Source organism: Thiohalobacter sp. (assembly GCF_027000115.1).
Lineage (GTDB): Bacteria > Pseudomonadota > Gammaproteobacteria > Thiohalobacterales > Thiohalobacteraceae > JALTON01.
The window spans coordinates 95,942-116,368 of sequence record NZ_JALTON010000054.1 but is presented as its reverse complement, the minus strand read 5'-3'; the positions used below and the strand labels follow the sequence as shown (position 1 = coordinate 116,368).

At 68.4% G+C, this 20,427-nt stretch carries 22 protein-coding genes; 12 read left to right on the top strand and 10 right to left on the bottom strand.

Annotation, left to right across the window (positions count from 1 at the left end):
* Window positions 1-101 precede the first annotated feature (101 nt).
* From MVF76_RS11105 to MVF76_RS11070, 8 genes are all read left to right on the top strand, one after another.
* Window positions 102-548: a hypothetical protein gene (locus MVF76_RS11105; RefSeq protein ID WP_297529102.1), complete on the top strand. Its 447-nt coding sequence runs from the start codon at window positions 102-104 to the stop codon at window positions 546-548.
* Between the two features lie 66 nt (window positions 549-614).
* Window positions 615-2,951 (top strand): penicillin-binding protein 1B, encoded by a 2,337-nt coding sequence (mrcB, locus tag MVF76_RS11100; protein ID WP_297529100.1) that lies wholly within the window; start codon window positions 615-617, stop codon window positions 2,949-2,951.
* Window positions 2,948-3,478, top strand: coding sequence for a tetratricopeptide repeat protein (locus tag MVF76_RS11095; RefSeq protein WP_297529098.1), 531 nt, complete (start codon window positions 2,948-2,950; stop codon window positions 3,476-3,478). Before mrcB ends, MVF76_RS11095 begins: the two co-directional genes overlap by 4 nt.
* A 73-nt stretch (window positions 3,479-3,551) precedes the next feature.
* Window positions 3,552-4,082 (top strand): hypothetical protein, encoded by a 531-nt coding sequence (locus tag MVF76_RS11090; protein ID WP_297529096.1) that lies wholly within the window; start codon window positions 3,552-3,554, stop codon window positions 4,080-4,082.
* Window positions 4,083-4,084: 2 nt separating this feature from the next.
* On the top strand, window positions 4,085-6,043 hold the full coding sequence (locus tag MVF76_RS11085; RefSeq protein ID WP_297529094.1) for an ATP-dependent DNA helicase: 1,959 nt from the start codon (window positions 4,085-4,087) through the stop codon (window positions 6,041-6,043).
* Window positions 6,040-6,711 carry a tRNA (adenosine(37)-N6)-threonylcarbamoyltransferase complex dimerization subunit type 1 TsaB gene (tsaB, locus tag MVF76_RS11080; protein WP_297529092.1) on the top strand — a complete coding sequence of 224 codons (672 nt, stop codon included), beginning with the start codon at window positions 6,040-6,042 and terminating at the stop codon, window positions 6,709-6,711. Before MVF76_RS11085 ends, tsaB begins: the two co-directional genes overlap by 4 nt.
* 401 nt (window positions 6,712-7,112) lie before the next feature.
* Entirely contained in the window at window positions 7,113-7,379 is a 267-nt protein-coding gene (locus MVF76_RS11075) for a hypothetical protein (protein ID WP_297529090.1), read from the top strand.
* 749 nt (window positions 7,380-8,128) lie between these two features.
* Entirely contained in the window at window positions 8,129-9,370 is a 1,242-nt protein-coding gene (locus MVF76_RS11070) for an EAL domain-containing protein (protein WP_297529087.1), read from the top strand.
* 162 nt (window positions 9,371-9,532) lie between these two features.
* On the opposite strand, the gene cmoB is transcribed toward MVF76_RS11070, so the two are convergent.
* The 3 genes from cmoB to MVF76_RS11055 are packed head-to-tail and all read right to left on the bottom strand — an operon-like array spanning window position 9,533 to window position 11,741.
* Window positions 9,533-10,516, bottom strand: coding sequence for a tRNA 5-methoxyuridine(34)/uridine 5-oxyacetic acid(34) synthase CmoB (cmoB, locus tag MVF76_RS11065; RefSeq protein ID WP_297529085.1), 984 nt, complete (start codon window positions 10,514-10,516; stop codon window positions 9,533-9,535).
* Window positions 10,513-11,244, bottom strand: coding sequence for a carboxy-S-adenosyl-L-methionine synthase CmoA (gene cmoA / locus MVF76_RS11060; RefSeq protein ID WP_297529083.1), 732 nt, complete (start codon window positions 11,242-11,244; stop codon window positions 10,513-10,515). The genes cmoB and cmoA overlap by 4 nt, the downstream gene beginning before the upstream one ends.
* Window positions 11,241-11,741 carry a YcgN family cysteine cluster protein gene (locus tag MVF76_RS11055; protein WP_297529081.1) on the bottom strand — a complete coding sequence of 167 codons (501 nt, stop codon included), beginning with the start codon at window positions 11,739-11,741 and terminating at the stop codon, window positions 11,241-11,243. Before MVF76_RS11055 ends, cmoA begins: the two co-directional genes overlap by 4 nt.
* A 97-nt stretch (window positions 11,742-11,838) precedes the next feature.
* Here MVF76_RS11055 and MVF76_RS11050 point away from each other — a divergent pair, with 97 nt between their 5' ends.
* Window positions 11,839-13,008, top strand: coding sequence for a cation:proton antiporter domain-containing protein (locus tag MVF76_RS11050; protein WP_297529079.1), 1,170 nt, complete (start codon window positions 11,839-11,841; stop codon window positions 13,006-13,008).
* Window positions 13,009-13,012: 4 nt separating this feature from the next.
* Here MVF76_RS11050 and MVF76_RS11045 read toward each other — a convergent pair whose 3' ends face one another.
* Window positions 13,013-13,369 (bottom strand): sirohydrochlorin chelatase, encoded by a 357-nt coding sequence (locus tag MVF76_RS11045; protein ID WP_297529076.1) that lies wholly within the window; start codon window positions 13,367-13,369, stop codon window positions 13,013-13,015.
* Window positions 13,370-13,690: 321 nt separating this feature from the next.
* Between MVF76_RS11045 and MVF76_RS11040 the strand changes: the two genes are divergently transcribed.
* Genes MVF76_RS11040 through MVF76_RS11030 form a run of 3 tightly spaced genes read left to right on the top strand, consistent with a single transcriptional unit; the run spans window position 13,691 to window position 14,884 of the window.
* The gene (locus MVF76_RS11040; protein WP_297529074.1) at window positions 13,691-13,999 is read left to right on the top strand and encodes a cupin domain-containing protein; all 309 of its coding nucleotides are present in this window, start codon (window positions 13,691-13,693) and stop codon (window positions 13,997-13,999) included.
* Window positions 13,992-14,339 carry a hypothetical protein gene (locus tag MVF76_RS11035; protein WP_297529072.1) on the top strand — a complete coding sequence of 116 codons (348 nt, stop codon included), beginning with the start codon at window positions 13,992-13,994 and terminating at the stop codon, window positions 14,337-14,339. Before MVF76_RS11040 ends, MVF76_RS11035 begins: the two co-directional genes overlap by 8 nt.
* Window positions 14,340-14,371: 32 nt before the next feature.
* Complete coding sequence (locus MVF76_RS11030; RefSeq protein WP_297529070.1) at window positions 14,372-14,884, top strand: hypothetical protein; 513 nt, start codon at window positions 14,372-14,374, stop codon at window positions 14,882-14,884.
* Window positions 14,885-15,117: 233 nt separating this feature from the next.
* On the opposite strand, the gene MVF76_RS11025 is transcribed toward MVF76_RS11030, so the two are convergent.
* Genes MVF76_RS11025 through MVF76_RS11000 form a run of 6 tightly spaced genes read right to left on the bottom strand, consistent with a single transcriptional unit; the run spans window position 15,118 to window position 20,293 of the window.
* Entirely contained in the window at window positions 15,118-16,389 is a 1,272-nt protein-coding gene (locus tag MVF76_RS11025; protein ID WP_297529068.1) for a TRAP transporter large permease, read from the bottom strand.
* A complete protein-coding gene (locus MVF76_RS11020) occupies window positions 16,386-16,871 on the bottom strand; it encodes a TRAP transporter small permease (RefSeq protein ID WP_297529066.1) in 486 nt (161 codons plus the stop codon). Before MVF76_RS11020 ends, MVF76_RS11025 begins: the two co-directional genes overlap by 4 nt.
* A gap of 4 nt (window positions 16,872-16,875) precedes the next feature.
* Window positions 16,876-17,922, bottom strand: a complete 1,047-nt coding sequence (locus MVF76_RS11015; RefSeq protein WP_297529064.1) for a TRAP transporter substrate-binding protein — start codon at window positions 17,920-17,922, stop codon at window positions 16,876-16,878.
* Entirely contained in the window at window positions 17,913-18,797 is an 885-nt protein-coding gene (locus MVF76_RS11010) for a TRAP transporter TatT component family protein (protein ID WP_297529062.1), read from the bottom strand. The genes MVF76_RS11015 and MVF76_RS11010 overlap by 10 nt, the downstream gene beginning before the upstream one ends.
* Before the next feature lie 18 nt (window positions 18,798-18,815).
* A complete protein-coding gene (dapE, locus tag MVF76_RS11005) occupies window positions 18,816-19,949 on the bottom strand; it encodes a succinyl-diaminopimelate desuccinylase (RefSeq protein WP_297529060.1) in 1,134 nt (377 codons plus the stop codon).
* Entirely contained in the window at window positions 19,946-20,293 is a 348-nt protein-coding gene (locus tag MVF76_RS11000) for an ArsC family reductase (protein WP_297529058.1), read from the bottom strand. The genes dapE and MVF76_RS11000 overlap by 4 nt, the downstream gene beginning before the upstream one ends.
* Window positions 20,294-20,427: the final 134 nt, after the last annotated feature.

Genomic DNA, 20,427 nt, shown 5'->3' with positions numbered 1-20,427 from the left:
GGGCAGGGGGTGTGGGGCCGGTGGGCTGCATGGGTTCAACTTTGGCGGTATTCGACCGCTAACCTAGCACAGGTTGTAGCCGGGCACAGAACAGCGATCGGATGAATTCCAGCCATCCCGAATTCTGGTATACCCGCCGTGAAGGCCGGATTCGTGGTCCCTTTCCCGCGACCGAGGTCAGCCGCTACATCCTGCTGGGTCGCATCCGGCTGGAGGATGAGTTGAGTGCGGATGGCGAAAATTGGCAGCCCCTGTCCGCGCATCCCGGGCTCATCCCCGACGTTATGAGACATGCCGAGGTCGACGAGGCCGCGCTGGCCGCTGCCCGCGCCGCGGCCGATGAACGCAGTGGCCAGGACCGCCGTACCCGGCGTCTGGCGCCGCCCGGCATCGAGCGCCGCAGGGGCGAGCGCCGGGCACCGGAGGATCCGCTGCTCGCGGCACACCGCGCGGAACTGCACCGTCGTGCCGTCGGCGGCGGCCCGAGGTTGTCCCTGCTGGTGCCCCTGCTGCTGTTGGTGGTTGCGGTCGCGCTGTTGTTGATCTGAGCTGCGCGGTGACATCGGCTGCGCCCTTCCGTAAGCTGTGCGCTCATTCGCAATCCGGGATGTTGCATGGCAGCGCGCAAGCGCCGGCGGTCCGGCCGCCGCACCAAGGGCAAGTCTTCCAGACGCAGACGCGGCTCGGGGTTCCGTATCCCCTGGGGCAAGCTGCTGCTGGTCGCGTTCGTGCTGCTGGCGGGCTGGCTGGTGTGGCTGGACGCCACCGTGCGGGTGCAGTTCGAGGGCAAGCGCTGGGCGCTGCCGGCACGCGTCTATGCCCGCCCGCTCGAACTCTATGCCGGCCGCGCGCTGCGCCCCGGGGACTTCCTGCGCGAGCTGAAGCTGCTGGGCTATCGCGGCCGCGGCAGCGTGCGCCAGCCCGGTGACTATTCCCGCAACGGCAGCCGCTTTCACCTCTATACCCGCAGTTTTGCCTTCTGGGACGGGCGCGAGCCCTCGGCGCGGCTGGGCGTGCAGTTCGCGGGCAACCGCGTCGACCGGGTCTGGCGACTCGACAGCGGGAGCGAGGTGGTGCTCACCCGTCTGGAGCCGCAGCAGATCGCCAGCATCTACCCCGCGCACAAGGAGGACCGGGTGCTGGTGCGGCTCGAGGAAGTGCCGCCGCGCCTGGTCGATGCCCTGATCGCCGTCGAGGACCGCGACTTCCGCCGCCATCACGGCATTTCACCACGCGCGGTACTGCGCGCGCTGGTGGCCAACCTGCGCGCCGGCGGGGTGGTGCAGGGCGGCAGCACGCTGACCCAGCAGCTCGTCAAGAACTTCTTCCTCACTCGCGACCGCACCCTGCTGCGCAAGCTGAACGAGGCGGCGATGGCGCTGCTGCTGGAGCTGCACTACGACAAGGACGAGATCCTGGAGGCCTATCTCAACGAGGTCTATCTGGGCCAGGACGGGGCGCGTGCCATTCACGGCTTCGGCCTGGCCAGCGAGTTCTATTTCGATCGGCCCCTGTCCGAACTCGCGCCGGAGCAGATTGCGCTGCTGGTGGCGCTGGTCAAGGGGCCTTCCTACTACGACCCGCTGCGCCACCCGCAACGCGCCCGCGCGCGTCGCGACCTGGTGCTGAGGCTGATGCAGGAACAGGGCGTGATCGATGCCGCCACCGCGGCCGCGGCACGGCGCCGGCCACTGGGCGTGCTGCGCCATGGCGCCGGGGCGAGCAATGCCCATCCCGCCTTCCTCGAACTGGTGCGCGCACAGCTCGCCCGCGACTATCGCGAGGAAGACTTGCGCAGCGAAGGTCTGAACATCTTCACCACCCTTGATCCACTGTTGCAGTACAAGGCGCAGACGGCGCTGGCCTCGCGGCTGGGCGCGCTGGAACGTGACCGCGGCTTGCCGCCGGGCTCGCTGCAGGGCGCGGTGGTGATGACCGGCGTGGACAACGGCGAGGTGGTGGCGCTGGTCGGCGATCGCGATGCCCGGGCCGCGGGCTTCAATCGCGCCCTCAATGCCCGGCGCCAGATCGGTTCGCTGATCAAGCCCTTCGTCTATCTCAGCGCCCTGTCGGCGCCCGGTTCCTACACGCTTGCGACCTGGCTGGAAGACGCGCCGCTGGAACTCAAGGGCGCCCGCGGCGAACCCTGGACGCCGCAGAACTACGACCGCCAGTTCCGCGGCCGCGTGCTGCTGCACGACGCGCTGGTGCAGTCGCTGAACGTGCCCACCGTGCGCCTGGGCATGGCACTGGGCGTGCGCCGGGTGATCGACCTGCTCGAACGCATGGGTCTGGAGCAGGACCTGCCGGCCTATCCCTCGCTGTACCTGGGCGCGGTGGAACTCACGCCGCTGGAGGTTACCGGCCTGTACCAGGTGCTGGCCACCGGCGGCTACCGCACCCCGCTGCGCGCCATCCGCGCCGTGCTCACCCGCCAGGGCGAGGCGTTGCAGCGCTATCCGCTGGAGGTCGCGCAGGTGGTGCCGGCTGGCCCCGTGTTCCTGGTGGACAGCACGCTGCAGGACGTGGTCCGTGAGGGTACGGCCGTCGCCCTGGGCCATCGCTTCGGCGCCGCCGCCGGTATCGCCGGCAAGACCGGGACCACCGACGAGCTGCGCGACAGCTGGTTCGCGGGCTTCGACGGCGCGCACCTGGCGGTGGTCTGGGTCGGCCGCGACGACAACGGCGCCATGGGCCTGACCGGTGCCGGCGGCGCGCTGCGGGTCTGGTCCGATCTGGCCGCGGCCAAGGGCGTGGAGAGTCTGGCCCTGGCCGAGCCCGAGGGCGTCGAGTGGGTGGCCATCGACCGCGCCAGCGGCCTGCGGGCGGACAGCGGTTGCGACGATTCCGTACAATGGCCCTTCCTTGCCGGGTCCGCGCCCGCCGAATGGGCACCCTGCGCCAGTGGTGGTGGCGGTTCCGGCGGCTGGTTCGGAGGTCTGTTCGAATGAAGGCCCGATCGGGACTGAAATACCTGCTGCCCCTGCTGCTGGCCGGCTGTACCACCGCGCCCGGGCCGCGCCCGCCGGTGGAGGACCGCGGCACGGCGGCACCACCCGCTCAGCGGCTGCCCGCCGAGCAACGGCCGGCCGAGGCGCCTGCGCCGGGCGTGGAGGTGCGCCCGCTGCGCCGCGAGCCGCTGGCCGGCGAGAACAGCGCCGTAGACAGCCTGCTGGCCCGCGCCGATGCCGCCGCGGCGGAGGGCGACTGGCAGCGGGCCGGCGGCTCGGTGGAACGGGCGCTGCGCATCGATCCGCGCAACCCGGTGTTGTGGAACCGGCTGGCACGCATCCGCCTCAACGAGGGCGTGCCGGAGCAGGCCATCGAGCTGGCCCGGCGCTCCAACAGCTATGCCCGGGGCCGCCCGGCGCTGATGGCCGAGAACTGGCGCATCATCGCCCGGGCCCGCCGTGCGCTGGGTGATGAGGCCGGCGCCCGCGCTGCCGAGGGCGAGGCCCGGCGGCTGGCGCAGGACTGACCCGACGCACCGTGCGGGCTGGCGCTTCGTGTACAATGGCCCGCAAATCTGTGACTTGCCGATAGAGCGGGCCATGTCCGATCCACCCGACAACGCCAACCCCTATGCCGTCGACAGGCTGATCGCCGAGGCCCGGCGGCTGGCGGCGGACTACCGGCGTGCCACCGGCAAGCCGCTCCCCGGCGTCAGTGCCGAGATCGCCGAGAACGATGCCGCCCGGCTGCTGAACCTGCGGCTGGCCAAGGACGAGCAGGCCGGTGTCGATGCCATCGGCCAGGGTCGGCGCGAGGGCATCCGCTACCAGATCAAGAGCCGCGCCATCTTCGACGAGGGCAAGTCCGGCCACCGCATCGGCCAGCTCAAGACCGACAAGCAGTGGGACGCGGTGCTGCTGGTGCTGATGGACGAGAACTACGAGCCTTTCGAGATCCACGAATGCGACCGCGAGACCCTGCTCGATGCGGTTGCCGAATCCGCCGGCAGCAAGCGCGCGAAGCGCGGCGCGCTGTCGGTGGCCAAGTTCAAGATTATCGGCCGTCTGGTCTGGACCCGCGAGGAGGGCGAGATCGACGACGAGATCTGGGACAACCAGGCCGACTCCTGACCTTGAGCGATTCCCTCAGTCCCGAAGCCCGTGACGCCCACGACGCGCTCGCCGCGGACGGCGCCTTCGCCCGCGCGCTGGAAGGCTTCGCGCCGCGCGCCTCGCAACAGCAGATGGCCGCCGCCGTGGCCGATGCCATCGCCGACGGCGAGGACCTGGTGGTCGAGGCCGGCACCGGCACCGGCAAGACCTTCGCCTACCTGGTGCCCGCGCTGCAGGCGGGCTGCCGCACCGTGGTCTCCACCGGCACCCGTCACCTGCAGGACCAGCTGTTCCACCGCGACCTGCCGCTGGTGTGCGAGGCCCTGGGGCGCCGGCCCCGGCTGGCCCTGCTCAAGGGGCGGGCGAACTATCTCTGTCCGCACCGGCTGGCGATCGCACTGGGCGAAGGCCGGCCGATGGCCCGTCGCGAACAGGCCGACCTCGAACGCATCCGCGACTGGGCCGGCCGCACCCGCGAGGGCGACATCGCCGAACTCGGCGGCATCCCCGAGGACTCGCCGCTGTGGCCGCGCGTCACCTCCACCACCGACAACTGCCTGGGCAGCGACTGTCCGGCATTCGGCGACTGTTTCGTCCTCAAGGCCCGGCGCCGCGCTCAGGAGGCGGATCTCGTGGTGGTCAACCATCACCTGCTGCTGGCCGACATGGCGCTGCGCGAGGAAGGCTTCGGCGAACTGTTGCCCGGCGCGGAGCTCTTCATCGTCGACGAGGCGCACCAGCTCGCCGAGACCGCCACCGGTTTCTTCGGCCATGGCCTGAGCGCCCGCCAGCTCAACGCCCTGGCCCGCGACGCCGTGCTCGAGCATCTCGCCGAGGCCGGCGACATGGCCGGCATCCCCGAGGCCGCGCAGCAGCTCGAGCGCGCCGTGGCCGAGCTGCGGCTGGCGCTGGGCGAAAGCGGCCAGCGTCTGCCCTGGCGGCAGCTGGCCGGCCGGCCGCAGGTGCGCGATGCGCTGGCCGCCACCGGCGAGGCGTTGGAGGCCCTGCGTGCCTGGCTCGAGGCCGCGGCCCCGCGTGGCCGCGGCCTGGAGAACTGCTGGCAACGTGCCGAACGTGCCGCGCGGGTACTGAAGGAACTGGACGAGACGCCGCCGGAGGACTTCATCGTCTGGCTCGAGACCTTCCGCCGCGGTTTCGCCGTGCACTTCACGCCGCTGGAGGTCGGCAACCTGTTCCAGCAGCACCGCGCCGGGCAGGAGGCGAGCTGGGTGTTCACCTCCGCCACCCTCGCCGTGGGCGAGCGCTTCACCCACTTCTGCGAGCGGCTGGCACTGGATTCACCCCGCACGCTCAGGCTCGAAAGCCCCTTCGACTATGCGCGCAATACCCTGCTGTGGCTGCCCGAGGGCCTGCCGCAGCCCAACGAGCCGGGTTATGACGACGCCGCACTAGAGATCGCGCGCGAGGCACTGGCGGCCAGCGGGGGCCGCGCCTTCCTGCTGTTCACCAGCCACCGCGCACTGCGCCACGCTGCCGAAGTACTGCGCGAGGACTGCGGCTATCCACTGCTGGTGCAGGGCGATGCGCCGCGCTCGGAGCTGCTGGCGCGCTTTCGCCGTGCCGGCAATGCCGTGCTGCTCGGCACCAGCAGCTTCTGGGAAGGGGTGGACGTGCGCGGCGAGGCGCTGTCGCTGGTCTGGATCGACCGCCTGCCCTTCGCCTCGCCGGGTGATCCGGTGCTGCAGGCACACATCGACCGCCTCCGAGCCGCCGGCGGCAACCCCTTCATGGAGTTTCAGGTGCCCAATGCCGTGATTGCGCTCAAGCAGGGCGTGGGCCGGTTGATCCGCGATGTCACCGACCGCGGCGTGCTGGTGCTGTGCGATCCGCGCCTGCTGGGCAAGCCCTACGGGCGGGTGTTTCGCAACAGCCTGCCGCCGATGCCGGTCACGCGCAGCGCCGACGCCGTGCGCGCCTTCTTCGCGCCGCAGGCCATCGCGGGTGGGCAGGGCGCATGAAGCTGCTGGCACTGGACACTGCCACCGAGGCCGTGAGCGCTGCGCTCTGGATCGAGGGTGCCATCCGCGCGCAATACGCGGTGGCCCCGCGCGAACAGGCGCGCCGCATCCTGCCCATGATCGACGCACTGCTGGCCGACGCCGGCCTGCGCCCCCTTGATCTCGACGCCCTGGCCTTCGGTCGTGGCCCGGGCAGCTTCACCGGGGTGCGCATTGCCGCCGGCGTGGTCCAGGGCATGGCCTTCGCCGCCGATCTGCCGGTGGTGCCGGTGTCCACGCTCGCGGCGCTGGCGCAGGCCGCGCTGGACGCGGATACACAGGTGGAGGGTGTGCTGGCCGCGATCGATGCGCGCATGAACGAGGTCTATCACGCCGCCTATGCCCGCGGTGCGGACGGCCTGGCGCTGCTGCAGGGCGAGGAGGGCGTGTGCCCCGCCGAACGCATCGCCGTGCCCGCCACCGGCCGCTGGCTGGCCGCCGGCACCGGCTGGGACAGCTACGGCGAGACACTCGCCGCACGGCTCGGAGACCGGCTCGCCGGCGACAGCGGCGTGCGTTACCCCGCTGCGGCCGACATGCTGCCGCTCGCCGTGCGTGATTTCGAAGCCGGTGTGCGCCTGCCGCCCGAACAGGCCGTGCCCGTCTATCTGCGCGACAAGGTGGTTTGAGCATCGACGGATCGCAGATGGCCACAGGGTGGGGTGCCTGTCATGCGAAGCGGGTGATCAACGCGGAGAACACCGAGACGCAGAGGGCACCGAGGATTATTATTAGTCGTCTCACAATTGTCTGAACATGGAAGTCCTGTGAATTTGCAGGATGGGCAAAGGCGCGCAGCGACGTGCCCATCAGCATCCCGTGACCGTCATGATGGGCACGGTCCTTCGGGCCTTTGCCCATCCTACCAAGTCCGTCACTATCTGCGTGACAGGGTTGTTTGAAAGACGGCGGCAGTCCGCAATCCGGGACAGGGTGAGGGAGCGCAACCGGGTGTCTCAACGGGCGCCCACCCGGCCGCAAGAATCCGGTATCCTTCTGTCCCCGATCCAGTCCGCACCCCGGAGCCGCAATGACCGACAACCCGCTCGAGGCCGTCGAGGCCCTGGTCGCTGCCGACACCCACGGCGGCGCCTCGCTGACCCTGTTCGCGCTGATGAAGACCCTTTCCAGCGACAACGGCCAGTACCTGTTCCTGCTCAACAAGCTGCGTGACCTCTCGCCCGAGCAGCGTGAGCTGGCCTACGCCCTGATGGAACGGTCGACGCAGGCCGACCACCCCGACGCCGCCTGGCGCGCGACCGTCGAGCGCATCGAAAGCCTGATCCGCAACGGCTGAGCTGCCGACCCGGGACATTGTTATCCGCGCCCTGGCGGCTGCGAATTCCGCCTGCTCTCGGGATCCTGGTGAAATATCCGGGTTCAACCTCCCTGCCAAGCAGTTGATTGCAAGCCGGTTTCGTGACCGGCGTCACTCAGTTTCCGCGATCGCCTGCCGTTAACCCGCATATATTAACCCGGCAACCGAATATGTCGTGTTCAGGATGCAGAGAAAGCCGCTGACCAAGGCGTGGCTCGCAGGCAATGGCCCGGCCCTTGGCAAGAGCCACAACGCCGGGCAGGGGCTTTCTCTGCATCCCTGACATATTGAATATCAAGGGAAAGGCCGGGCTGTGCCGGCCCACAGTTTGCGTTGTCGTCGCTTGCTGTAGGAGTGCTACAGCGGCGCGCCGACGCCTTGCTGTGGACCGGCACAGCCCGGCTGAACACGACATATTTGGTTGCCGGGTTAATAGCACCAAGGCGGAAGCGGGCGGCGGCTGACTTGTTGCGCTGGCGGGCGAGGAACCGCATTTCGTGGTCATGACCAAGAGCGCAGTTTGTGGCCTGCCGCTTCCTGCTGCGGCCCTGGCGGATTTTCGCTCGGCCTCGGGGGCGCTTCACTCAAGCCGTAGCGACGGCTACGGCTTGAGCGCCAGCGCTCCCCGAGCCCGGCTGCAAATCCGCCATCATCCGCAGCCCTTGGTGCAACAAGCGGGTTAATCGGAAAGTCTTTCAAGGGGAGGGCCGGCCCGCCGGCGGCATTGCATGAACAACAATCTAGCCACCGACAACCCGGAGGCCTATCGCGATCACCGGCGGCGCTTCAATCCCGGCGCCACCCTGTTCCGCGAAGGCGAGGCCGGGGAATGCGCCTACATCATCGAACGCGGCCACGTCGTCATCACCTCGCTGGTCAACGGCCGCAACCTGCGCCTGGCCGTGCTCGGCCCCGGCGAGATCGTCGGCGAGATGGCCCTGGTCGATCGCGGGGTGCGGACCGCTACCGCCACCGCGCGCGACGCGGTCGAGGCCATCGTCGTCAGTCACGACCTGATCCACAATCGCATCGACAACGCCGACCCCGTGCTCAACCTGTTCCTGCGCGTCATCCTCAGCCGCTTCCGGGAATGGCGCGAGCGCATCAGCCTCAACCGCCCCGTCGGCGAAAGGCCCGCCGCACCCGCGGACAATGGCGATACGGAACTGGCCATCGAGGTCATCCGTCTCAACGAGGAACTGCGCAGCAGCCTGGGCGAACACCGCTTCACGCTCTTCTTCCAGCCCATTGTGGCGCTGAACAGCCACCGCATCGCCGGCTTCGAGGCGCTGGTGCGCTGGCTGCATCCCGAGCGCGGGCTGGTGCCGCCCAACGAGTTCATCGGCCTTGCCGAGGCCTCCGGCCTGATCGTGCCGCTGGGCCTGGAGGTGCTGCGCAGCGCCTGTTCCGCGCTCAAGCGCCTCAACGAGCGCCAGCAGTCGCTGCGGCCCGGGGCGCAGCCGTTGTTCATGAGCGTGAACCTGTCCGCCCGCCAGCTCGACGAGCCCGAGTTCATCACCCAGCTCTACGGCATCATCGAGGAAGTCGGGCTGTCGCCGCACCTGCTGCGGCTGGAGATCACCGAGTCCCTGCTCATGCGCGACCCGGAACGGGCCTCGGTGGCGCTGGCGCAGGTGCAGCGGCTGGGCTTCGGCATCACCATCGACGACTTCGGAACCGGCTATTCCAGCCTCAGCTATCTGCACCGTTTCCCCATCGACACCCTGAAGATCGACCGCTCCTTCGTGCATGCCATGCTCGGCAGTCACCGCAGCCTGACCGTGGTGCAGACCATCGGCCGGCTTGCGCAGTCGCTGGGGCTGAACATCGTTGCCGAAGGCATCGAGACGCCGGAACAGTTCGAATACCTGCAGGCCTTCGGCTTCCAGTACGGGCAGGGCTATCTCATCGGCCGGCCGGCCGCCGAGGACGTCGCACACTGCTGGGTGGAAGCACCGCCCGAGTTCTGAAAGCGCGCCCCCGAGGCCGAGCGAAAATCCGCCAGGGCCGCAGCAGGAAGCGGGCGGCCACAAACTGCGCTCTTGGTCATGACCACGAAATGCGGTTCCTCGCCCGCCAGCGCAGCAAGTCAGCGGCCGCCCGCTTCCGCCCTGGTGCAATATGCGGGTTAATCAACCTTCCCCCCGCCGCCGCGCCACCACCACCGCCCGCAGCGGCGCCGGATACCCTTCCACCGTTCTCGACGGATTCTCTGCGTCCAGCGCCTTGTCCAGCGATTCGAAGCGCATCCATTCGGTGCTGCGCTGTTCCTCCGTTGTAGTAGCTGTTCGGTCGACGGTGTGGATGCCGGTGAAGCCGATACGGGCGAGCCAGGCCTCGAGTTCGGGGACGGCGGGGAGGAACCAGACGTTGCGCATGCGGGCGTAGCGGTCCCCGGGGACGAGGACCTGTCCGCGCTCGCCGGGAATGACGAGGGTTTCGAGCACCAGTTCGCCGCCGGGGGCGAGGGCGTCGTGGAGCTGGGCGAGGTGGTCGAGGGGCGAGCGGCGGTGGTAGAGCACGCCCATGGAGAACACCGTGTCGAATGCAGCGAGGCGGGGCGGGAGGTCTTCGACACCGAAGGGCAGGACCCAGGCGCGGTCGTCGTCGAGATACCTGCGGATGGCGTGGAACTGCATCAGGAAGATGAGCATGGGATCCATGCCGAGGGCTAGTTCCGCGCCGGCGCCGAGCATGCGCAACAGGTAGTAGCCGTTGCCGCTGCCGATGTCGAGCACGCGGCGGCCGGCGAGCGGGCGGATGTGCGGCGCGAGCCGGGCCCACTTGAGGTCGGAGCGCCATTCGGCGTCGATGGTGACGCCGAACAGCTCGAACGGCCCCTTGCGCCAGGGATGCAGGGCGAGCAGGGCCTCGCGCAGTTGCCTTCGCTGCGCGTCGTCGAGGACATCGGGGCGGCCGATGCGCGGGGCGGGGCGGTCGAGTTCGACGACATCGGCGCGAACGTCGGGCAGGGCATGGAGCGCGGCCTGCCAGCGGGGCAGGTCGCCGTGGGTCTGCGGGGTGAGACGGGCGGGGATGTCGCGGGCCAGCCGCCCGGCCCAGTCGCCGAGCCCGGCCGCGCCGAGACGGGCGCGCAGGCGTTCCAGGTCGATCATTTGAGGGCGACGAGCGAGGCGAAGTTGAAGCACTGGTGCCAGAGGTGGACGCGGCCGAAGCCGGCCCACTGCAGGCGCTGGCGGTGTTCATCGAGGGTCTCGGGGATCAGTACCTGTTCCAGGGCGCTGCGCTTGCGGGCGATTTCCAGCTCGGAGTAGCCGTTGGCACGCTTGAAGGCGAGCTGCATATCGCGCTGGAAGTCGTCCTCGAAGTCGTTGGCGAACTCGATCTTCTCCGACAGGATCAGCGCGCCGCCCTCGACCAGCCCGGCGTGGATGCGTTGCAGCAGCGGCAGGCGCCCGGCCGGCGGCACGAACTGCAGGGTGAAGTTGAGCACCACCAGCGAGGCATTTTCGATGGGCACCTCGCGCAGGTCGGCCTCGATGAATTCGACCGGCACGCCGGGGCCATCGGCAGCGACGTGTTCGCGGGCGCGATCGAGCATGGCGGCGGCATTGTCCACGCACAGGATGCGGCAGTCGGCATCGGCGGGCAGGCGCCGGCGCATGGCGAGGGTGGAGGCCCCGAGCGAGCAGCCGAGGTCGTAGAGAAGGGTGCCGGGCCGGGCATGGCGCTCGGCGAACAGGCCGGTGAGGGCGATGACGTTCTCGTAGCCGGGCACAGAGCGGCGGATCATGTCCGGAAAGACGCCGGCGACGCGCTCGTCGAAGGCGAAGTCGACCAGGTCGCCGCCCTCGGCGTACAGGCGGTCGCGGCCCTCGCTCATGCGTCTGCGGCCCGGCTGTCGTCGTCGGCGTCCTCCGGCTCCGGTTTCGGCAGGCCGAGGTCCAGGTCGATGAGGTTGTACTGCCAGTCGTCGACGTGGACGTAGTCCTCGCTGATGACCTGGTCGCGGACCGAGATGCCGGCCTCCAGCACCGTGTCCGGCGTGCCCGAGACCAGCGGGTGCCACCAGGGCAAGTCCCGGCCCTCGTTGAGCAGGCGGTAGGCGCAGGTCTCCGGCAGCCAGTCGATGTCGGTCAGGTTGTCGGGGGTGAGGGTCACGCAGTCGGGGACCAGGGTGCTGCGTTCGGTATAGCGGGTGCAGCGGCAGCTGTCGTTGTCGAACAGGCGGCAGACGACATTGGTATAGAGGATGTGGCCGGAGTCGATGTCCTCGAGCTTGTTCAGGCAACAGCGGCCGCAGCCGTCGCACAGCGATTCCCACTCGTCGCGGTCGAGTTCGGACAGGGACTTCGCTTTCCAGAAGGGGATATCGGACATGGGCTGGCGTTCCTGGGTGTGGTTTGCACCGGCTGTGGCGCTGCGACATTATAGCAGCGCAGGCCGCCGCAGGCGGAACCGGCGGACCGGAGTCTCCATGCCCAGCGAATCGCTGTTCCATGTCATATTCGTGATCTTTACCGGCGCCGCGCTGGCGGCCACGCTGGCGCTCTACGCGCGCCAGGCGCTGCTGGTGGCCTATATCTTTCTCGGCGTGCTGCTGGGGCCGTCGATGCTGGGCTGGGTGCACGATGCCGAGGTGATCCAGGGCATTTCCGAGGTCGGCATCATCTTCCTGCTGTTCCTGCTCGGGCTGGACCTGCCGGCACGCAAGCTGCTGTCGCTGGTGGGGGAGACTACCCTGGTGACGGGGGTGAGTTCGCTGCTGTTCGGCGCGGCGGGCTGGGGGCTGGCGGCCGCCTTCGGCTACGGCACGACCGACAGCCTGCTGGTGGGCGCGGCGCTGATGTTCTCCAGCACCATTCTCGGCCTGAAGCTGCTGCCGACCACCATCCTGCATCACAAGCGCACCGGCGAGATCATTGTCAGTATCCTGCTGCTGCAGGACCTGATCGCCATTGTCATCCTGCTGGCGCTGCAGTTCATGGGGGGGATGGAGGTGGGCGCGGTGCGGCTGACGCTGCTGGTGGTCTCGCTGCCGCTGCTGTTCCTGGTGGCCTATGTGCTGGACCGCTTCGTGCTGCTGCCGCTGATCCAGCGCTTCGACACCATCCAGGAGTACATCTTCCTGCTGGCCATCGGCTGGTGCCTGGGCTTTGCCGAGCTGGCGGTGGCGCTGGGGCTGTCGCAGGAGATCGGCGCCTTCATCGCCGGCGTGGTGCTGGCCACCAGCCCCATCGCCATGTTCATCGCCGAAAGCCTCAAGCCGCTGCGTGATTTCTTCCTGGTGATGTTCTTCTTCTCGCTGGGGGCTGGCTTTGATCTGTCGGTGCTGGACGAGGTCTGGCTGCCGGCCCTGCTGCTGGCCGGCGGCGGCATGTTGCTCAAGCCGCTGGTGTTCCGCTGGCTGCTGGTGCGTTCCGGCGAGCTGCCGGAGCGGGCGGGGGAGATCGGCTGGCGGCTGGGACAGATCAGCGAGTTCTCGCTGCTGATCGCGGTGCTGGCGCTGGAGCTGAACATCATCAGCCGGGAGGCGGGCTACCTGATCCAGGCGGCGACCATTCTCAGCTTCATTGCCTCCTCCTACCTGATCGTGATGCGCTACCCGACGCCGATCGCGGTGTCCGAGAAGCTGCGGCGCAATTGAACGGTCAGCGCGCGAGCCCCAGCAGCAGGTCGGCGATCTGGGGCGCGGCGCCCAGGTAGGGGGCGATCTCGATCTTCACCCCGGGGTGTTCCTGTTGCTTGCCGGCGACCTCGCCGGGGATGTCGGTGACCACATGCCGACCTGCGGACAGGAAATAGGGCAGTACCACCACCTCGCGGGCACCCTGGCGGATGCAGGACTCGATACCGTCGGGGATGGAGGGTTCGGCGAGTTCGAGGAAGGCACATTCGACGATGTCGAACTGCGCGTCGCGTTCGCGCATGCGGGCGGTCAGTTCGCGGACCTCGTCGTTGGACTGGGCACGGCGGCTGCCGTGGGCGACGAGCAGAAGGGCCTTCATGCGGTGGTCTCCTTGCAGGGAAAGGCCATGATACGCAAGCGCGCGGGAGGGGTCAGCATTCCCGTGCCGGCAGGCCGGTTTTTGGGCGCCTGACGGGCACGCTTCGCCTGGCCGATCCTGTGACCTCAGCCGTTGTGTTGGGCACGGCCCTGCGGCACTTTGCCCATCCTGCCGCCTGCCTTGGAGCCGGTCTGTCGCTGGCGTAGGATGGGGTCGGGTGATTGGAGGAGAAGGATTATGAAGGGAAGAAGCTGGCTGTTCCCGTTGCTGCTCGCCATGGCCGGCCTGGTCCAGGTTGACCGGCGGCCGGGAGACTGAATCGTGGCCGCGCCGGCACTCGAACCCGGTCGCTTCGCGATCCCGGTGGACGTGCGCGCCGTTTGCGCCGACTGGCAGGCACGTGGCTTTTCCTGCGATACCGCCAGCGATCCCCCGGGCCACGCCTGGCGCGACTACGTGCACGATGTCGACGAGCTGGTCACGGTGCTGGAGGGCCGGCTGCAGGTGGAGATGAACGGCGAGACCTGGGTGCTCTCCCCCGGCGACGAGCTGTTCATTCCGCGTGGCGTGGTGCATTCGGTGACCAACATCCATTCCGGCACCACGCACTGGTTGTACGGCTATGGCTGAGCTGACGCTGCCGGAACTCGTCGGCACCCGGGATCGTGATGCCCTTGCCGCTGCTGTGCGCGAGGCACTGATCGGACGCGATGCCGATGCGCTGCCGCTGCAGCAGGCGCTGACCCACGGCAGTGTGGCGGTCGGCGGCGTGCGCGAGGTGCTGCTCATTTCGTCGCGCGAGGCCGGCGGGCGGTTGCTGATCCGCGTCGGCCTCTTCTTCACCTCCCTGATCGCCGGCTGCAACTGCGCCGATGATCCGACGCCGGCGGATCTGCTGGAGGAGTACGGGGAGTTCGATCTGGAGATGGATGCGCGTACCGGCAAGGGAGACATTCGGCCAACGGCCTGATGTGACCGTTTCACCGACAACAGGAAGATTTCATGCAATTCGAGGAATGGGGCGAGGCCTGGAGCCTCGAGTACTACTGGCAGGAGACGCTGCCGGACATCACCAACAGCGGCACCGGCGTGATTCACTACGACGGGCAAAGGCAGTCTTATGCCCTGTACAACCGCTTTGCCAATGCCGATCGCGAGCTGGGCTACATCCTGCATGCGGCCGAAGGGCGCGCCTGGGTGTTCGAGCGGCGGGGCGAGGCGCGCCATTGCCACCGCCACGACACCGACCGGCAGGTGTTTCCGCCGGACATGCTGGCGCAGTCGCGGCCGCTGGGCGAGGGGCTGGTGCTGGGCGAGCGGGTCACGCTGCTCGATTTTCGCGAGCCGGGCGACCATGATCGCTGGCTGTGGTGCCTGGACGCCCGGGGTCTGCCACTGCGTTTCTACACCTGGACCCACCATGGCGAGATTCAGGTACTGCACGACCTGATCGGGTTTCGGCAGGTGCGGCCGGCGCCGGAGGTCTTTTCGCCGAACGGCTGCATGCAAGAGTGAAAGAGATGTCCCGGTCCTGCAAGAGCGTGGCGGCCGGCAATCGATGACCGCCACGGACACTTCGGATGGCGGTCGCCTGCTTCGTGGCGCGGATTCCGGCCCGCTGACGGATGCACTGTCCCCGCATCCGCAGTTGCAGTGGACTCGGTGGATTCCGTGGCGCTCTTCATGCAGAGTCGCCTTCCCCGGCGGCGCAGCAGATTGGCCCTGAGTCCGACAGGCTGCTGGCCTCCTTATCCCTCCGGCGTTTGCCACCACAGGCTGAGTTGCGGGAACCAGGTCACCAGCAGCAGCCAGGCCAGCATCAGACCGAGAAAGGGCAGCGCGGCGCGGAACAGCGACAGGATGGGGCGTTTGAAGCGCTGGCAGGCGATGAACAGGTTGATGCCGACCGGTGGCGTGGAATAGCCGATCTCGAGGTTGGCGAGCATGACGATGCCGAGGTGCACCGGGTGTACGCCAAACTGCTGGGCAATGGGCAGCAGCAGCGGGGTCAGCACCACGATGGCGGAGAAGATGTCCATCATGGCGCCGACGGCCAGCAGCACCAGGTTGAGCAGGATCAGGAATTCGAGCTGGGAATGGATGTTGCCCTGTATCCAGTCCAGCAGTTTCATCGGCAACTGGGCATCGATCAGCAGGTTGGTCAGACCCATGGCCACTCCGAGAATGACCAGGATGCTGCCCACCAGCACGCTGGTATCGGCCAGCAGCGCGCCCAGCTGTCGGCGCAGGTTGAGGGCGCGGTGGATCACCGCCTCCAGCAGCAGCACGTAGGCCGCAGTGCAGGCAGCGGCCTCGCTGACCGTCACGTAGCCGCCGAAGATGCCCACCACCACCCCCACCGGCAGCAGCAGGTCCCAGATGCCCTGGCGCAGTGTCCGTGCAAGTTGCCGGGCATCGAAGGGGTGGTGCGGCACATGGCCGCGTGCGCCGACGAACATGGTGTAGAGCAGCAGGATGCCGAGCAGCAGCAGGCCGGGTACCGCGCCCGCCAGGAACAGCTCGTCGATGTTCACCCCGGCGACGATGCCATAGATGAGAATGGCCAGGCTGGGCGGAAACAGCAGTCCCAGCGAACCGGAGGAGGTCAGCAGGCCGAGACTGAAGCGTTCGCCATAGCCGACCTGCCGCAACATGGGGAACAGCAGGCCGCCCAGGGCGAGTATGGTTACGCCCGAGGCGCCGGAAAAGGCCGTGAAGAAGGCGCAGGCAAACAGGGCCACTGCGGCGAAGCCGCCCGGCATCCAGCCGACCAGGGCGTTGAACAGGGCAATCAGCCGCTGCGGCGCGCCGCCGGCGGCGAGCACCACGCCGGCGAAGGTGAACAGCGGGATGGCAGTGAGATTGGGGGAGGTTGCCAGCCGGTTGAGTTCGATGACCAGAACGGCCGGGTCCAGGTGTGCCTGCGCCGCGGCATAAAGGGCGCCGGCACCGAGCACGACGAACAGCGGCAGGCCCAGCGTGGCCAGCAGCACCAGCAGCAGGACCGCGGCGGCGGTCATGCAGGACGGACCCGCGGCCCGGGGCCGAGCAGGGTGGCCAGCAGGAAATGCAATGCCAGCAGCCCGAAGCCGACCGGAATGATCAGCTTGAGCAGCACCAGCCACTGTTCGTGCGAGGGTGCGTACTGCCATTCATAGCGCCAGAAGCGGATGGCTGCATGCATCCAGAAGCCGGTGACCAGCAGCCCGCCGGCATTCAACGGCCGGTACAGCCGGTCAATCCAGACCTCGGGCAACCAGGTGGTGAGCACGTCCACCTTGATATGGCGACCGGCATCGGTGGCCAGGGCGGCGCCGAGAAAGGTGACATAGATGACCAGGTGCCGCTGCAGTTCGTCGGCCGCGCTGGCGCCGGTGTCGAAGAAGTTGCGGGCGACGATCTGGGCCAGCGACAGCAACAGGAGGAGCAAGAGGCTCAGCCCTGCCAGCACCAGCTCGATACGGACCAGGCCGCGACGGAACCTTTCCAGCCCCCGGCGCACGGATTCATTCTCCGGCGGGAGGCGTCGTTTGCTGCGCCTGCAGGCTGTTGCGGTAGTTCTCGAGCAGGGCGCGGGTACGTTCGAACAGTGGCCCCGGGATGTAGCTGTCTGCGGTCAGTTGCGCGGCCGCCTGGTCACGCATGCGTTCGAGCTCGGCCTGGTCGACCTGTTCGGGGTCGAGCACGAACTGCAGCCCTTCCTCGCGCAGCACTTCCAGGCTGCGTTCGTTGTCGATGCGGGTCTGGCGGATCAGCTCGCGACTGGTCTCGGCGCCCGTCTCGCGCAGCAGCTGCTGCAGGTCGGGCGGCAGGCGGTCGAAGAAGCGGCGCGAGACCAGCAGGCCGCCGATGCCGTTGGCCATGGGCAGGTTGGTGACATAGTCCACCTTGGTGAACCACTGTAGGGCGATGGACGCCAGCGGCGTGCAGTAGACGGTGTCGATCAGCCCGGTGGACAGGCTGGTAAAGACATCGGTGATGGACAGCGGTACCGGCGACAGGCCGCTGGCACGGAACATGGCCTCGCCGAGCGGGTCACCCTGCCACATCCAGATGCGCAGTTTGCGCAGGTCGTCGAAACTCGTGATGGGCTTCTGCGAGAAGAAGTAGACGAAGCCGACTTCCATCCAGCCCAGTAGTTCGTAGCCGTGTTCACGGAAGCCCTGTTCGAACTCGGGCATGAACTGCGCGCGGACATGGTCGATCTCGGCATAATCACGGAACAGGAAGGGCACCTCCAGGATGCGCGGCGGCGAGTAGATCTGACCGATGCCGTAGCCGGTGAGGGCGGCGCCCTGGAGCTGGTTGAAGCGCATCTTGCGGATCACGTCCGGCTCGTCGCCCTGGACGCCGCCGGGATAGAACTTGAATGCCAGGCGGCCGCCACTGCGTTCGGACACGGTGCGGCCCCAGTCCTCGAGGATGTTCATCCAGGTCGAGCCGGGCGGGGCGAGGGTGGCGAACTTGAGGGTGTAGCGCGCGGCGGCGTGGCCACTCGGCGGAACGGCCGCGAGCAGCAGCGCCAGCAGCAGGGTGTGGCGGATCAGAACCATTGGGCCTCCTGCGCCAGCAGCCAGCGGGCGCGGTCGCGGGCGATGGCGTTGATGAGTGCGATTTCGCTGCCGGCGTCGATGTGTGCCTGGGCAATGCTGGATACGCGGTTGTGGAAACTGCGACGGTCGAGCAATTGGCGGTCGAGGAACTCGGCCTGGAGCACGTCGATGATGTAGAAGGTGCTGCCGCCCAGCTCACGGGCGCGGTCGAAGTGGTCGGCGGCACGTTCGGGGTCGCCGCCGAGCATGGGCGGGCGGCTGCCGTAGTAGACGCCGAAGAACAGGTGCGGACCGCCGTGATAGAAGCCGGGGTCGAGTGCCAGCACCCGTTCCATCAGCGCGGCGGCGCGTGCCAGCCGGGCGATGGAACGCGGATCGTCGCGGTTCATGTCCACCCACTTGGCCCAGCAGGAGGCGGTCCAGAACAGGGCGGGCACCTGGGCCGGGCCCGCGGCTGCCAGCGCCCGGGCCAGCTCGCGCCGTGGCGTGGTCTCTACATCGGTGGTGAACCCGGACAGGGCCAGCGCGTTGCGCCCGTGCCGGTAACAGCGGTGATAGAGCCGCGCGGCGCGTTCCGGCTGGTCGCGCTCGACGAAACCGAAACTGTAGCCGTAGTAGCCTTCGGCGGCGTACAGATGCAGGCGGGCATTGCCCGGATCGGCCTCGAGCATGCCGTCGAGCAGCTTGAGATTGGCGGGGATGGCCTGGCGCGCGAGTTCCAGATCGGTCTCGCGGTTCATGGCGACGATGCTGGATTCCATGAGGCTCATGGAGGTACGCACCACCATCTGGCTCATGGAACAGCCGCCCAGGGCGGCCAGCGCGCTGCTCAGCAGCAGAAGGCGCGCCAGCCGGCGCGCAAGACCCTTGTCCATGTTCTCTCCATCTCCCTGTCAGCCCAGCAGCCGGTCCAGCAGCCGCTCATAGATGCGTGAGAGTTGTTCGAGTTCCGTGACGCGCACGCATTCGTCGACCTTGTGTATTGTGGCGTTCACCGGACCCAGTTCCAAGACCTGGGCGCCGGTCGGCGCAATGAAGCGTCCGTCCGAGGTGCCGCCGGCGGTGGACAGCTCGGGGCTGATGCCGGTGATATCCTGCACTGCGGCCCGTGCCGCGTCCACCAGTTCGCCCGCCGGAGTCAGAAAGGGTGCGCCGGAGTGGGTCCAGTCGATGTGCGCATCCAGGCCATGGCGCGCGATCAGGGCCTCGACCCGTTCCATCAGCCGCTGGTGGTCGGTTTCGGTGGAATAGCGGAAGTTGAAGTCGGCCTCCAGAGTGCCGGGGATGACGTTGGTGGCGCCGGTGCCGGCATGGATGTTGGAGATCTGGAAGCTCGTCGGCGGGAAGAATTCGTTGCCGCTATCCCACTCGATGGCGGCCAGCTCGGCCAGCGCGGGCAGGGCGCGATGCACCGGGTTGTCGGCGAGCCGGGGATAGGCCACGTGGCCCTGGACACCGCGCACCACCAGGTGCCCGGACAGCGAGCCGCGGCGGCCGTTCTTGATGACATCGCCGACGCGCTCGCTGCTCGAGGGTTCGCCGACGAGGCACCAGTCGATGCGTTCGCCGCGGGCCTGCAGGGTTGCCACCACCCGCACGGTGCCGTCCACGGCCGGGCCTTCCTCGTCGCTGGTGATGAGGAAGGCGATGGAGCCGCGCGGCTGCGGATGCCGTTCCAGGAAGCGTTCGCAGGCGGTAATCATGGCCGCCAGGCTGCCCTTCATGTCGGCGGCGCCGCGACCGTAGAGCATGCCGTCGATCACGGTGGGTTCGAACGGCGGGGTGCGCCACTCGGCCTCCGGGCCGGGCGGGACCACGTCGGTATGGCCGGCGAACACCAGCAGCGGCCCCGCGTCGCCCAGACGCGACCAGAGGTTATGCACCCCGCCGAAGGGCATGGGTTCGTTGCGGAAGCCCAGTGCCGCCAGCCGCTCAGCCATCAGTGCCTGGCAGCCGGCGTCCTCGGGGGTGACCGAGGGGCGGGCGATGAGGGCGCGGGCCAGCGCCAGGGTGGGGCTGTCGCTCATCCGAACAGTACCCCGTAGCGGGCCGGGTCGAAGCCCACCTCCACGCCACCGGCATGTTCCAGCACCGGTCGCTTGATCAGCGTTGGTTGCTCGGCCATGAGTGCCAGCGCCCGCCCTGCGTCGATGCCTTCGCGGGCCTCGGCCGGGAGCTGCCGCCAGCTCGTACCGCGGCGGTTGAGCAGCGTCTCCCAGCCGACCGCATCTGCCCAGGCCCGGAGCCGGTCGGCGGGCAGGCCGTCCTTGCGGAAATCATGGAAACGGTAGTCGACGCCCTGCGCCTCCAGCCACTTGCGGGCCTTGCGCACGGTGTCGCAGTTGGGAATGCCGTAGAGGGTGACCGTCATGGATCTGAAGACGCGGATTCCGGTTGCCGGGGACAGGCACCCTATTATGCGTGCTGGCCGCAAGGGATGCACGGCAAAGCGGAAATTCCGCTCAAGGCTCACGGGGTTGCGCCGAAACAGGTGGAAAGGCAGGC